The 14,055-nt window shown below is 66.6% G+C and carries 11 protein-coding genes; 1 reads left to right on the forward strand and 10 read right to left on the reverse strand.

The window, feature by feature from the left end; translation table 11 throughout:
* Window positions 1-52 precede the first annotated feature (52 nt).
* From htpG to ACEU5R_RS00435, 3 genes are all read right to left on the reverse strand, one after another.
* Window positions 53-1,951 carry a molecular chaperone HtpG gene (gene htpG / locus ACEU5R_RS00425; protein WP_392408805.1) on the reverse strand — a complete coding sequence of 633 codons (1,899 nt, stop codon included), beginning with the start codon at window positions 1,949-1,951 and terminating at the stop codon, window positions 53-55.
* 188 nt (window positions 1,952-2,139) lie between these two features.
* A complete protein-coding gene (locus ACEU5R_RS00430; RefSeq protein WP_392408806.1) occupies window positions 2,140-2,520 on the reverse strand; it encodes a hypothetical protein in 381 nt (126 codons plus the stop codon).
* A 14-nt stretch (window positions 2,521-2,534) separates the two neighbouring features.
* Entirely contained in the window at window positions 2,535-3,944 is a 1,410-nt protein-coding gene (locus tag ACEU5R_RS00435; RefSeq protein ID WP_392408807.1) for a DKNYY domain-containing protein, read from the reverse strand.
* Window positions 3,945-4,138: 194 nt separating this feature from the next.
* Between ACEU5R_RS00435 and ACEU5R_RS00440 the strand changes: the two genes are divergently transcribed.
* A complete protein-coding gene (locus ACEU5R_RS00440; RefSeq protein ID WP_103271231.1) occupies window positions 4,139-5,530 on the forward strand; it encodes a uracil-xanthine permease family protein in 1,392 nt (463 codons plus the stop codon).
* 792 nt (window positions 5,531-6,322) lie between these two features.
* Here the strand turns inward: ACEU5R_RS00440 and ACEU5R_RS00445 are convergent.
* Genes ACEU5R_RS00445 through trbE form a run of 7 tightly spaced genes read right to left on the reverse strand, consistent with a single transcriptional unit; the run spans window position 6,323 to window position 14,049 of the window.
* On the reverse strand, window positions 6,323-6,565 hold the full coding sequence (locus ACEU5R_RS00445) for a DUF2274 domain-containing protein (RefSeq protein WP_016452507.1): 243 nt from the start codon (window positions 6,563-6,565) through the stop codon (window positions 6,323-6,325).
* Entirely contained in the window at window positions 6,562-7,824 is a 1,263-nt protein-coding gene (locus ACEU5R_RS00450) for a TrbI/VirB10 family protein (protein WP_016452508.1), read from the reverse strand. Before ACEU5R_RS00450 ends, ACEU5R_RS00445 begins: the two co-directional genes overlap by 4 nt.
* A 2-nt stretch (window positions 7,825-7,826) precedes the next feature.
* Window positions 7,827-8,819, reverse strand: coding sequence for a P-type conjugative transfer protein TrbG (gene trbG, locus ACEU5R_RS00455; protein ID WP_016452509.1), 993 nt, complete (start codon window positions 8,817-8,819; stop codon window positions 7,827-7,829).
* Complete coding sequence (gene trbF / locus ACEU5R_RS00460) at window positions 8,816-9,520, reverse strand: conjugal transfer protein TrbF (protein WP_016452510.1); 705 nt, start codon at window positions 9,518-9,520, stop codon at window positions 8,816-8,818. Before trbF ends, trbG begins: the two co-directional genes overlap by 4 nt.
* An 18-nt stretch (window positions 9,521-9,538) precedes the next feature.
* The gene (gene trbL / locus ACEU5R_RS00465; RefSeq protein ID WP_016452511.1) at window positions 9,539-10,873 is read right to left on the reverse strand and encodes a P-type conjugative transfer protein TrbL; all 1,335 of its coding nucleotides are present in this window, start codon (window positions 10,871-10,873) and stop codon (window positions 9,539-9,541) included.
* 12 nt (window positions 10,874-10,885) lie between these two features.
* Entirely contained in the window at window positions 10,886-11,614 is a 729-nt protein-coding gene (trbJ, locus tag ACEU5R_RS00470; RefSeq protein ID WP_016452512.1) for a P-type conjugative transfer protein TrbJ, read from the reverse strand.
* Complete coding sequence (trbE, locus tag ACEU5R_RS00475; protein ID WP_016452513.1) at window positions 11,611-14,049, reverse strand: conjugal transfer protein TrbE; 2,439 nt, start codon at window positions 14,047-14,049, stop codon at window positions 11,611-11,613. Before trbE ends, trbJ begins: the two co-directional genes overlap by 4 nt.
* Between the last annotated feature and the right edge of the window lie 6 nt (window positions 14,050-14,055).

Below are 14,055 nucleotides of genomic sequence, written 5' to 3' on the forward strand. Positions count from 1 at the left end.
AAAGAACAAGGGCGTCCCGCAGGACGCCCCCCTTCTTTACCCCACGCCCCGCTTACTTCAGCAGCAAGGCATTCAAGCGCTTGACGAAGGCCGCCGGGTCGGCGATCTGGGCGCCTTCGGCCAGCAGCGCCTGGTCGAGCAGCAGGCGGGCCCACTGGTCGAACTCGTCGTCCTGAGCCGCGCGGATGCGGGCCAGCAGCGGGTGCTCGGGGTTGATCTCCAGCACCGGCTTGACGTTGGGCGCTTCCTGGCCGGCGGCCTTGAGCATGCGCAGCAAATGCGGGCTGAGTTCGTTCTGGCCCACCACCACGCAGGCGGGGGAATCCACCAGGCGCAGCGTCACGCGCACTTCCTTGACCTGGTCTTCCAGCGTCTTCTGCAGGCGCTCGACCAGCGGCTTGAAGTCCTCGGCCACTTCCGCCTGGTGCTTCTTTTCTTCCTCGTCGGCCAGCTCGGCCAGGTCCAGGCCGCCCTTGGCCACCGAGACCAGCGACTTGCCGTCGAACTCGCGCAGGTACGACAGCATCCACTCGTCAACGCGGTCGGACAGCAGCAGCACCTCGATGCCCTTCTTGCGGAAGATCTCCAGGTGCGGGCTGTTGCTGGCGGCGGCAAAGGTGTCGGCGGTGACGTAGTAGATCTTGTCCTGGCCTTCCTTCATGCGCGCCACGTAGTCGGCGAAGGACACGGTCTGCGCCTGATCGCCGCTGTGGGTCGAGGCGAAGCGCATCAGCTTGGCGATGCGCTCCTGGTTGGCCTGATCCTCGCCGGCGCCTTCCTTCAGCACCTGGCCGAACTCGGACCAGAACGCGGCGTAGTCGTCCTGGCGGTTCTCGGCCAGGTCTTCCAGCAGCGACAGGATGCGCTTGGCCGAGCCTTCGCGGATGGCGCGCACGTCGCGGCTTTCCTGCAGGATCTCGCGCGACACGTTCAGCGGCAGATCGGCCGAGTCGATCACCCCGCGCACGAAGCGCAGGTACGAGGGCAGCAGCTGGTCGGCGTCATCCATGATGAAGACGCGCTTGACGTACAGCTTCACGCCACGGCGGCCGTCGCGGTCCCACAGATCCATGGGCGCGTGCTTGGGCACGTACAGCAGCTGGGTGTATTCGCTGCGGCCTTCGACGCGGTTGTGGGTCCAGGCCAGCGGGTCGTCGTAATCGTGCGAGACGGTCTTGTAGAACTCGCGGTACTGCTCCTCGGTCACGTCGGACTTGTTGCGAGCCCACAGCGCGTTGGCCTGGTTCACCGTTTCCAGTTCATCGGTCTTGACCTGCTCGCCCTTTTCCTGATCCCACTCTTCCTTCTGCATGCGGATCGGCAGCGAGATGTGGTCGGAATAGCGGCGCAGGATCTCGCGCAGCTTCCAGCCGTTGAGCAGCTCGTCCTCGTCGGCGCGCAGGTGCAGCGTGACGTCAGTGCCGCGGCTGGCCTTTTCGGCGGCGGCGATGGTGAATTCGCCCTGGCCGTCGGATTCCCACTGGATCGCGTCGCTGGCGCCGGCGCGACGGCTGACCACGGTGACCTTGTCGGCCACGATGAACGAAGAATAGAAGCCCACGCCGAACTGGCCGATGAGCTGGGCGTCCTTCTGTTTGTCGCCGGTCAGCTGCGAGAAGAATTCGCGCGTGCCGGAACGGGCGATGGTGCCCAGGTTGGCCACGGCTTCCTCGCGCGACAGGCCGATGCCGTTGTCCGAGATGGTGATGCTGCGGGCGTCCTTGTCGTAGCGCACCGTGATGGCCAGCTCGCTGTCGCCTTCCAGCAGGGACGGCTGGTCGATGGCTTCGAAGCGCAGCTTGTCGCAGGCGTCCGAGGCATTCGACACCAGCTCGCGCAGGAAGATTTCCTTGTTGCTGTACAGCGAATGGATCATCAGGTGCAGCAGTTGCTTCACCTCGGCCTGGAAGCCCAGGGTTTCGGACGCGGACGGCGTGGCGGTTTGGCTCATGGGTATAGGCGTATGCGTTGGAAATTTAGGGACGGAATATTCGGACCGGATCCGCAAGGCTGCGCGTCATCCGGGAAACCCTACCGATGTGGGGGCCAATCGCGGGCTTTCAAGGGCGGGCGGCTGATCCGCTCCAACCAGCACACGCGGCGGGTCGGCGAGCCTCGCCCGCCGGCTCGCGACTCGGGTCAGCCGCGATACTCGCTGGCGATGCCCGTGTCCGTCAGCTGCCGCCGCAGCGTCTCGATGCTGGCCTCCAGCTCCGCCTTGGGCGCGCGGCGGAAGCGGATGTTGTCGACGCTGAAGATGTATTCCCCACTGCTGCCGGCGTGCCGGGTCTGGACGACGAAGGCGCCGACGTAGCCGGCACGTTCCGACCCTTGCGCCGAGAACACCACCCGCTCGATGTCGCCCAGCGGATAGCGCCGGCTGACGACGCGGCCCGCCACCAGGTGGCCATCCTGGATGCGAAAGGCATGGGCGCGCTTGACCGCGGCCAGGCCCGCCAGCGGGCCGCCGATGCACAGCACCAGCAGGACGATCAGGAACAGGACGATGGTCGCGTTCATGGCGTTGAATCAACCTAGAAAATCGAGAAGATCTTGCGGTAGCGCGTCTTGGCCTCCAGCACGGTCTCGTACTGCGGCACCGCCAGCTTGCCGCCGCGGATCAGCTTGCGGATATCGTCGGCCGTGATCTGCCGCGTCTCTTGCGAGCGCAAGAGGAAGTCCGCCGCGACGGGGTCCAGGATCTGGTAGATCGGGTTGGAGATAAGCTGCGATGGCCCCATCTCGTCGAAGTAGTAGAGCGTGCCGCCCTTCTGCCACACCGTGCCGAAGTTGTGATACACGACGCCGCGCTTGATCCACGCGCCGTCCGGCGCGTCCCGCAGCCGGTTGACCAGCGTGGAGCGCGACACCAGCCCGCCGCCGCTGCCTCGGGTGGAACGGGCCCAGACTTCCTCCGCCCGCAGGAACAGCGTCTGCGCGCCGTCCGAATAGACGTAGGGCGACAGCTCGGCATACGCCCCCGAGGCGAAAGGATCGTCGCCCGCCCGTTCCAGCTGCCGCGTCTGCGTGTTGTAGAAATACAGGCCGTCCTTGCTGGCGAACAGCGCCTGGTAGACGTGCCGGCCTTTCTCGTTGATCAGCCGGTACGGCGCATGCGCGGCGTCGAAGGGCTGCGCGCCCACGTACACCATGCCGTCGCGCGGGTCGCGCAGATAGGGCTGCCGGTACAGGTCGCCCACCATGAAGGCGTGCAGCGCGGGATCGTCCGACAGCGGCAGCGGCTGCTCGTGGAAATAGACGCGGCTCCCATCGGCGAAGAAATCATCGCTGGGCCGCAAGTCGCCATCCCGGCCCGCCGGCACGCGCCGGAGCGTGGCGGGGTTCGCCTGGGGCATCTCCAGGCCCCGATAGAACGCGCGCGCGCCGTCGGTGGCCAGGTCGCGGTCCAGCAGCGGCCGATAGGGCCGGGCGCTGGCCGGCAGGGCCACGTAGGGATACAGGTAGGTCTGCGGCTTGGGCCCCGCGCCGGCCCGGTGCAGGATCTTCCGCCAGAACTCGTCCAGCGGCTCCAGCTCCCGGTTGAGCCTGCTGTGCATCGAACAGAAATACGTGGCCGCGCCGTCGCTGAAGTAGCTGTTGCCCAGGTAGCGCGCCGATGCCGGCCGCAAGTCCGGCAGGATCAGATTGCCGCAGTAAACGTGACGCTGGTCCCGGCCGGCCTGCCTGCCGTCGAAGGCGCCGGTGTCGAAGGCCTGGAAGCTCGCCGGGTCCGCCGCGTCGATGCGGTAGTAGCCGTTGCTGGGCACGGCGGCATAGACGGCATCCTGGTAGCGCTTGTAGATGCTGTTGCCATAGGACTGCCCATGGTCGATGGTGGCGAAGTTCTCGTCATCGCCCGACATCAGCCAGAACAGCAGGAACATGGGCAGGATCGCGACGATCAGCACGATCGTGATGACGATCCGTTTGGCTCTTTTTCGCATGGCGTGGCGGTCCGGCGGGCGCGGTTGCGCGCCCTGGCCGGCCCTGGGTTGGCGGCAAGGGATTCTAGCAAGCGGCCCGTCCCCGACCGACCGCCCGTCCACGCGCCGCGACAGCGGGGTCACGCGGCGGGGGCTTCCCCGCTAAAATCCCGCACTTTCTTCCCATCCCCCCGTCCCTGGCCGGCCCATCCGCCATGCAACCCGCCTCCCTGACCCAACCCGCCCCCCACGACGCGCACGACGCCGACGCCCCCAGCCACGACCTGGTCTACGGCCCCGACGACCGTCCCGCCGCCCCCGTCGCCTTCCTCGCCGCCCTGCAACACCTGCTGGCGATCCTGGTGCCCATCGTCACCCCCGGCCTGCTGATCTGCCAGGCGCTGGGCGTGTCCAGCCGCGACACCACGCTGATCGTGTCCATGTCGCTGGTCATCTCCGGCATCGCCACCTATGTGCAATGCAAGCGCTTCGGCCCGCTGGGCGCGGGGCTGCTGATCGTGCAGGGCACCAGCTTCAACTTCGTTGGCCCGCTGATCGCCGGCGGCTCCCTGATGGTCAAGCAGGGCACGCCGGTCGAGGCCGTCATGGCCACGATCTTCGGCGTGGTCATCGCCGGATCCTTCGTGGAAATGGGCGTCTCGCGCATCCTGCCCTTCGTCAAGCGCCTGATCACGCCGCTGGTCACCGGCATCGTGGTGCTGCTGATCGGCCTGACGCTGATCAAGGTCGGCCTGGTCAGCATGGGCGGCGGCTTCGGCGCCATGGCCAACGGCACCTTCGCCAGCGCCGAGAACCTGACGCTGTCCGGCCTGGTGCTGGGCACCATCATCCTGCTGAACCGCGTGCCCGTGGTCTGGGTGCGCAGCACGGCGCTGGTGATCGCGCTGGCCGTCGGCTACCTGGCCGCCGCCTGGATGGGCCGCCTGGACTTCACCGGCGCGCGCGAAGCCGCGCTGTTCCAGGTGCCCACGCCGCTGCACTTCGGCCTGGGCTTCTCGTGGTCGCTGTTCGTGCCCATGCTGATCATCTACCTGGTCACCTCGCTCGAAGCCATCGGCGACGTGACCGCCACCAGCAAGGTGTCCAAGCAGCCCGTGGAAGGCCCGCTGTGGATGCAGCGCATCAAGGGCGGCGTGCTGGTCAACGGCGCCAACTCGCTGCTGGCCGGCGTCTTCAACACCTTCCCCAGCTCGGTGTTCGCGCAGAACAACGGCGTCATCCAGCTCACCGGCATCGCCAGCCGCCACGTCGGCCTGTGGATCGCCGGCATGCTGGTGCTGCTGGGCCTGTTCCCGGCCGTGGCCGGCGTGCTGCAGGCCGTGCCCGAGCCCGTGCTGGGCGGCGCCGCCATGGTGATGTTCGGCGCCGTGGCCGCGTCGGGCATCAACATCCTGGCCGGCATCCGCCTGGACCGCCGCGCCCTGCTCATCATCGCCGTGTCGCTGGCCCTGGGCCTGGGCGTGTCGCAAGTGCCGGAAATCCTGTCGCACCTGCCGCACGCGGTGAAGAGCGTGCTGGAATCGGGCGTGGCCACCGGCGGCATCTGCGCGCTGGTGATGAACTGGTTCCTGCCCGAGAAGAAATAGGCGGGCGCTGGCCGGACGGTACAACCGTCCGGCGCCTTACCGCTACCGGCAAGGCTTGCTAGTCGGCGAGCCGCCAACAGCGCCCTACCCCGGGGCCGCCGCCTGACAATTTTTCCCAGGCCGCATATAATCGCGGTCTTCGCTTCTCCCGCAGCCGTCTTTCGGGCATCAGCCCAGGCATGGTGCCAAAGCATTTTGCCAACCCCGACGCGCTCGCGACCCTCCTGCCCGAGTGGTGAAATTGGTAGACGCAGGGGACTCAAAAATAGGGACTTCTACGTAGTTCTTGCTTGAGGTCACTGCCTGCCAAGCCGCATGGGACAAGGGATTGAGTGATAAATCGCCTCTTGATCGAGATGCCTGCATTTCGAGCCAGGAGTCAGCTAGGAGCCAGGACGATGCAAGCTGGCTCCCAGTGAGGAGTAGATAGTTGAAGTAGCATCGTGCGTCATGCCCGAGTGGTGAAATTGGTAGACGCAGGGGACTCAGACCAAATTTGAGCCCTCCGGGGGAAACCCCAGAGGTGAAGCCCGTCAAACTCGGCGAAGGCCCTGGACGCAAGTCCGAGCTAATACCGAGCCAAGCCCTGGAGCCGAAAGGCTCCTCGGAAGGTGTAGAGAGCAGACGGCGGGCACCTACGGCCGAAAGGCTATGGTGAAGGCGTGCTCCAGCCCACGAACGCCGTTTCTTCGGAGACGGCGGCGGCGAAAGCCGAAGTGGGAAGAAAATCCCCCGCCGCAAGGCGTGCCGGTTCGATTCCGGCCTCGGGCACCAATTCAAGAGCCGCCTCTGTCAAGCAGAGGCGGCTTTTTCGTTCTTGGTCTGCGTGCGCTTGAATCCTCGATCCCCCGCCATGAAGGTTTCCAGCATGTACGGGATCAGCATCGTGGCATCGACCGCCTCCCCATACGCCTGCGCGTACAGCGCGGCATAGCGGTCAAGGTCGGCTTTCAGGCTGACCGAGCACGCAAAGGTTAGCTTCGTGGACTCCAGCTTGGGCAGCGGCCCCAGCCGCAATTTCTTCGTCGTGCTCATCGCATCGCCCCCCGCTGGAAGAACATCGGCTGGTACGGTCGCAACACCAGATCGCGGTTGACGATGATCCGCACCGGCAGGCCCGGCCGCTCCGTCAAGGTCGGCTGAATGTTCATGTTGCGCCGGGTCATCTCCTGGCCGACCTGATTGATGCTGTCCTGCGCGCTGTCGCGCCCGGCAATCACGATGCGGTTGCCGTTCTGCCGGTTCTCCGGCGCGGCCAGCTCCGCGCCCACGCCCAGCAGTGTCGTCAGCGCCGCACCGGCAAAGACGCGATCCCAGTGCCAATCGACGCCATCCTCCAGGCCGGAGTAGCCGGCCGGGTCGGCGCCCGCGAGGTTGTCGAGCTTCAGCGAAGACGTATCCGGCAAGATAATGCGGTTCCACACCACCTGCACGCGGCTCTGCCCATAGCTCATCTGGCTGTTGTACTTGCCCATGAGGCGCGAGCCCTGAGGGATCAACAGAAACTTGCCCGTGGCCGAGTCGTAGACCGGCTCCGTCACCGTGCCAATCACGTCGCCCGGCAGGTCCGACTTGATGCCTGTCACCAGCGCCCCGGCGATCACCGTCCCGGCCATCATCTGGTACGGCGAGGCTGGCATTTGCAGATTGCCAGAATTGCGGGTTTCCGTAGAACCGCCTTTCAGGAAAGCCTCTTTCTGGTCTTGCCGGTTCTGCACGGCGGTCGGGTCGGCAGGCTGGGCAGCCGTCGAGGCCGGCCCAGCGGCCAGCGGGTCGAAGCCCGCCAAGGTCGATGCCGGGCCAGCCGCTTGCGCAGTCGCTGGCGCTGCGGTCTTGCCGGGCGTACCAGAATGGAAGAACACCGAGGAAGCCGCTGCCGCTTCGGCTTCCTTGCGCCGAGCGTCCTCCGGGTCGTGGCCCGGTGGCGCATACGTGGGTGTCACCGGCTGCTGCGCCTTCACGATGGCAGGGCCGAGATCGCCCGGCAGCGGCGGCCCCAGCTCCGGCACCTTCCGCAGCTTGGAGTAATCCGAAGGCAGGCCATCCAGCCCCTCGGACTTCGAGACGCGATCCACGTTGTAAAGCTCGGTCTGCTCGCCTGCGCCGCGCCGATGTGGCTGCAATGACCAGATCGTGGCCCCTAGCACGGCGACCGACAGGCCGCCCGTGAGCATGGCCAAGGTGCGCCGATTCAGGCGTGTGACCGGGCGCGGCTGGGCGCGCAGCGCCACCGCCTCGGGCGCGACCTTGCCCGCCTGTGGCGTGCCAAGATCGCGAGTGTCGTCCTGGCTCATGGTCAGTTCCTCCGCGTGCCACCGGAAACGCCATCGGTGCGCTCGATCCGCACCACATCGCCCTTGTCTCCGCCCAGGCGCAGTTCGGCCGCACCGAACAGGCGATCCACGATGTAATACGGCGACCGAAAACGGTAGTTCACCAACTGCCCGTCGCCCTGCGCGCCGATGACGAACAGCGGCGGCAGCTCGCCCTGCGCGATGCCCGGCGGGAACTGGATGTAGACCTTCCCGCCGTCATCGAAGGCGCGCAGCGGCTTCCACGGCGGATTGCTGCCGCTGACCGCGTAGCGGAAGCGGATCTTCTCCAGCGACAGGCCGCTATCGACCGGCGCGACGGCGCTGGCCGCTTGCGCCTGGCGCTGCAGGGCCAGCATCTTGTCCTTCGGGTACTCCCAGGACAACGACGCCATCCACGTCTTCTCGGTCGAAGTCAGCTCCAGCAGGTAGGTGCGCCGGCTGGTGGTGATGACTAGGTTGGTCTTCAACCCCGAGCGGATCGGTTTGACCATCACATTGACGCGCAGCGCATCGCCGCTGCCGCTCGACGTGTCCCCGACGATCCAGCGAACCGTGTCGCCAGCAGCCACCGTCACCAGCTCCTCACCAGGCTGGAGCGCGATCACCGTCACGCGGCCCACGGCCGCATAGACCTGATACAGCGCGCCATCTGTGAAGGGCCACACTTGAATCGCGTTGACGTAGCCCTCGCGCGTGGGCGCAATACGCGCCTCGGCGTTGGCGCGAGACACGCGCACGGTTTCATCGGCGGGTTCTGCGACGGACTTGGCATCCGGCACAGGTTTCATCTGCGCTGGCATCGGCAGCACCTGCGGCACAGCCACTACCTCCACAGGCGTAGGCGGCTCCGGCAGCGGCTGGGCCTGCACCGGCTCATCGAGCGAGATGGACGGCGGCGGCTTGCCCTGCGTAGCGCAGCCCGTGAGGGCAAGCAGCATGATCGGCAAGGCGGATTTACGGAAAAGATCATTCATGGTTTTGCTCCTTCGTTCGCTTCCAGTTCGCGGCTCCACGACAGCCCGTTGGCGTAGATGCCCAGGGGGTTTTTGCGCACGCGCTGCTCGGTGCGCGGCGTCTGCTGCACGATGGACACCACGGCGTTCCAGCGTTCGGTGCGATCCAGCGCGCCGTTGACGAAGCGCGTCTCCGTCCAGCGCACGTTGAACGACGTGTCGCTGGCGCGGGTCACGCTGCTGATCTGCACCGTCACCGACTCCTTGCCGATACGCGCGAACGGATCGTTCACGCGGGCGTACTCGTTGAGCACCACGGCGCCTTTGTCGGTCGTGTAGTCATAGGCATCGAGCCAGTTCTGCCGCACCACGATGGGGTCGATGGACAGCGAGCGCACCAGACCGATGAAGCGGCCGAGGTGGTAAGCAATCTGCGCATCGCTGGGCCGGTACGGCGTGGCCGCTTCGCCGACAGCGCGCACCTGACCCGAGTTGTCCACCTCGATGACGTAGGGGGTGACGATGGACTGCGCGGAACGCCAGACCAGGCCACCGGCCATCAGTACGGCCAAAGTGAGGCAGCCGAAGGCCATGAACCGCCAGTTCTTCGCCTGTACGCGGGCCGAGCCGATGCGCTCGTCCCAGGCCTGGGCGGCGGATTGGTACGGGGTAGCAGGCTGCGGTGTGTTGGCATAGCGCACCTGCGGTCTTTTGAATCGCATGGGAGTTCTCCTTCAAGATCAGGAATCGGAATCACGCAGGCTTGGCCCCTGGCTGGAGCTGCCGCCGTCGCCGCCGCGCAGCGTGTGGGCGGCGGTCGTCGCGGCATGGGTGAGTTGCTGCCTGCGGTGCAGGCGCTTGGCCCAGGCGGGTTGTTCGGCAGACGGAGCCGATCCGCTAGCGTCAGGGTCGGCGTGCGCGGCGCCGGAGGCCGGCGCGTCATCGGGCCGAAAGGCCGCCGCCATGCGTTCCTTCATCGACCGCGCCCCATCGGCGACTTTCTGCCCGGCCGCCTGCGCGCCGGTCTTGGCAACATTGCCCACGCCGGCGGCGGCACCCTTCAGGCCGCCACCGGCCGAAGTGGAGCCCGCCTGGTACGTCGACTTGGCGCTGCTGGCGGTCGATGCCATCGAGCGGGCGGCGGCGGGTGCCATGCGTGCCCCGGCCGCCACTGCGCTTCCGACGCCGGTAGCCGCGGCACCGACCGCCACGGCGGTTCCGGCTGCGCCGATGGCAGCACCGGCCATCGCGCCCGCGCCGAGCTGTGGCCCACCGGACACCAAGCCTGTCGCAATGCCCGGCCCAAAGATGCCCAGGGCCAGCATGGACAATGAGGCCAGCATGATGACCAGCGCCTGGTCGATGGACGGCTCGGAACCGGGCGGTATCCTGAATTCGGCGAACAGCCCTGAGCCGATACCCACGACGACGGCGAGCACCAGCACCTTGATGCCCGAGGACACCACGTTGCCCAGCACCTTCTCGGCCATAAACGCTGTCTTGTTCCAGAGGGCAAACGGCACCAGCACGAAGCCCGCCAGCGTGGTCAGCTTGAACTCGATCAACGTGACGAAGAGTTGCACCGCCAGCACGAAGAAGCTGACGATGACCACCAGCCAAGCGAGAAATAGCACGACGATGGGCGCGATGTGGATGAAGACCTCCGGGAAGCCCGCCATCTCCCGGATCTGGTCGAGGATGGGCGCCGCTGCGTCGATACCGGCCTTGGCCAACCGTCCCGGCTGCAGGAAGTTGCCCATGCTCAAGGTCGAGCCGCTGGCCGTCAGGCCCAGCCCGGCGAATGAGCGGAACAGGATGCCCGCCAGGGTGTTGAAATTGCCGATGATGTAGGCGAAGGCACCCACGTACAGCACCTTGCGGATCAGCTTGGCGATCACGTCCTCGCCCTGGCCGGTGGCATGCCCCATCGCCCAGAACAGCCCGGCGAGCGTCATGTCGATGACGATCAACGTTGCGGTCAGGAACGCCACCTCGCCATGCAACAGTCCGAAGCCCGAGTCGATGTAGCGCGAGAAGATGTCGAGGAAGCGGTCAATGACCGAAACGTCGTTCATGGCCTGGCTCCGTCAACGACTGTAGAAATCGACGGACCGCGGCGTGTACGGCGTGCCCTCACCCAGGAAGCGCCGGTTCACCTCGCGGCCCCGCTCCACGGCGGCGGCCTGCCGCGCCAGTTCCAGCGAGCCCGCGCGATCCTGCGTGATCTGCAGCCGCTGCGTTTGGATCGACTGCTTGGCCTGCAGGGCCAGCAACTGGTTCGTGGCCTGCATCGCCTGCAAAGCGCCCACCGCCGATTGGCTCTTGCCCACGAGGTCGGCCAGCACGCCTTCGTCGTCGCTCAGGTTCTGCGATGCCTGAGCCTGCATCTGCATGGTGGTCTGCAGGCCATCGAGCGTGTTCTTCCAGCGTTCCTGCGCGTCGCGGTACATCTGGTTGCCGCTCACGGTGGCGGCGTATTGCTCGGGGTACAGGCGCTGGAATTCCCGATCCAGATTCGTCACGTCATAGGCCAAGCCCTTGGCCTGCGCGATCAGCCGCTGGGTGGTCGCCAGATTGGCGCGCAGCTGGCCGACCACGCTGGATGGCAGACTGGCCAGGTTGCGCGCCTGGTTGATGAGCATCTGCGCTTCGTTCTGGAGCTGCTTGATCTGGTTGTTGATCTGCTCCAGCGTGCGGATCGCGGTCAGCGTGTTCTGCACGAGGTTCGTGGGGTCGATCACGACCCATTGCGCCTGCACGGCGGTAGCGGTGCAAAGCATGGCCGCGACGGCGGCGGCGAGAAGACGCTTTTTCATGATGGGTTCTCCTGGAGATGGGTGGACGGGAACGAGGACAGCAGGTCGGCGGCCCAATTCAGGCCGCGATGGCGCAGCCACGCGGCTACGAACGGGGTGGAAGCGGATGAAGCGGCAGCGAGCACCGCGTCGATGTCGCGCTGGTCTTGCGGCGTGGACGTGCCCGCAAAGGCCAGCGTCGCGGCGCCCAGGTCGAGGTCGAACAGGCGGTTGCCGAGTCGGGATTGGTAGTAGTAGTCGCGCTTGGGCTGCGCGGTCGCCACGATCTCGATCTGGCGCGAGTTCAGCCCGAAGCCTTCGTAGATAACCCTGATCTGCGGCTCGGTCGCCTGTGGGTTGGGCAGGAAGATGCGGCTCGCGCAGCTCTCGATGATTGCGGGCGCGATGCTCGAATCCTTGATGTCCGCCAGGCTCTGCGTGGCGAAGATGACGCTCACGTTCTTCTTGCGCAGCGTCTTGAGCCATTGGCGGATGCGCGCCGCAAACACCGGGTCATCGAGGAACAGCCACGCTTCATCGAGGATCAGCAGCGTGGGCGCACCGTCGAAGCGTTCATCGAAGCGCGCAAAGAGGTAATGCAGCACGGCCATGACGGCGGCCTTGCTGTGCATCAGTTCCTCCATCTCGAAGCACTGCACGGAGCCGGCGCCCAGGCGATCCGAATCCGCATCCAGCAGCTTGCCGTGGGCGCCGCCCAGCACGTACGGCGCGAGCGCCTGGCGCAGCGCATTCGATTGCAGCAGCACCGACAGGCCGGTCATCGTGCGCTGCTCCACCGGCGCACCGGCGAGACTGCCGAGCGCCGACCAGATGGCGGCCTTCTCTTCGGGGCCGACGGCTACACCCTCATGCCGCAAGCGCCCTTCGATCCATTCGGCGGCCCAGGTGCGGTAGCCCTCGCGGTCGATGCGGGCGAGAGGCTGAAACGCGATCTCGCCATCCATCCCGAGGTCGTAGTGCTCGCCACCCAGCCCGAGGATGGTGGCGCGCATCGAGCGTCCCATGTCGAAGGCAAAGATGCGCGAGCCGCGATAGCGCCGAAACTGCATCGCCAATGTGGCGAGCAGCACCGACTTGCCCATGCCCGTAGGACCAGCCACCAGCGTGTGGCCCACGTCGCCGATGTGCGTCACCAGCCGGAACGGCGTCGCGCCCTCAGTGCGCGTGACGATCAGCGGCGGGCCGTCGAGGTGCGCGTTCTTCTCCGGCCCGGCCCATACCGCCGACACCGGCATCAGGTGCGCCAGGTTCAACGTGGAGACAATGGGCTGGCGCACGTTCGCGTAGGCATGACCCGGAATGGACGACAGCCACGCATCCACGGCGTTGAGCGTTTCGGGGATGGTGACGAAGCCACGCCCCTGGATGACGCGCTCCACCCTGCGCAGCTTCTCGTCGGCCACGGCGGCATCCGCGTCCATGACGGTGACGGTCGCTGTCACGTAGCCGAAGGCCACTTGATCGCTGCCCAGCTCCTGCAAGGCGGCATCGGCATCGGTGGCCTTGTTGCTGGCGTCGGTATCGACCAGCGGGCTTTCTTGCTGGAAGATCGTCTCGCGCAGCAGCGCGATGACGTTCTTGCGCTTGGCGAACCACTGGCGGCGCAAGCGCCCCAACTCCCGTTCCGCCTCGGATTTGTCGAGGCACAGAAAGCGCGTGCTCCAGCGATACCCAAATCCCAGGCGGTTGAGGTCGTCCAGAATCCCCGGCCAGGTCGAGGTCGGGAAACCGCGCACCGTCGCCACGCGCAGATGCTGGTCGCCCAGCATCGGTGCCAGGCCGCCGATCAGCGGCGCGTCGGCTAGCAGAGCGTCGAGGTGGAATGGCACCTCGGGCACGCCCACGCGGTAACGCCGCGTTGAAACGGTGGCATGCAGGTAGGTCAGCGTCTGGCTGTCATCGAGCCAGACGATCTCCGGCATCACGCCATCGAGCAGGTCAAAGATGCGATCCGTCTCCGCGACGAAGGCAGTTAGGCGCTCGCGCCAATCCACGCCTTCGGTGGGTCGGTTCTCATAGAGCAGCCCTGCTGCGCGGGCGCGCGACTCCTCGGCCGGCAGGTACACCAGCGTGAGGTGGTAGCCACTCTCGAAATGGTTGCCCGAGTCCTCGAAGGCGGCGCGGCGCTCCTCGTCCACCAGCCAGGACAGCGGCTCAGGAAACTCCGAGTGCGGGTAGCTGGCCGCGGGCCGGCGCTCGGCTTCGATGAACAGCGCCCAGCCCGAGCTCAGGCGGCGCAGCGCGTTGTTCAGCCGCGCCGACGTGGAGATCAACTCGCCCTGCGTCGCGCTGTCGAGGTCAGGCCCCCGAAAGCGCGCCGTGCGCTGGAAGGCGCCATCCTTGTTCAGCACGACGCCCGGCGCGATCAGCCCGGCCCAAGGCAGCCAGTCGGCCAGCAGCGCCGGCCGCTGGCGGTATTCGGCAAGGTTCAGCATGGCATT

Source organism: Achromobacter sp. 413638, from assembly GCF_043119405.1.
Taxonomy (GTDB): domain Bacteria; phylum Pseudomonadota; class Gammaproteobacteria; order Burkholderiales; family Burkholderiaceae_B; genus Achromobacter.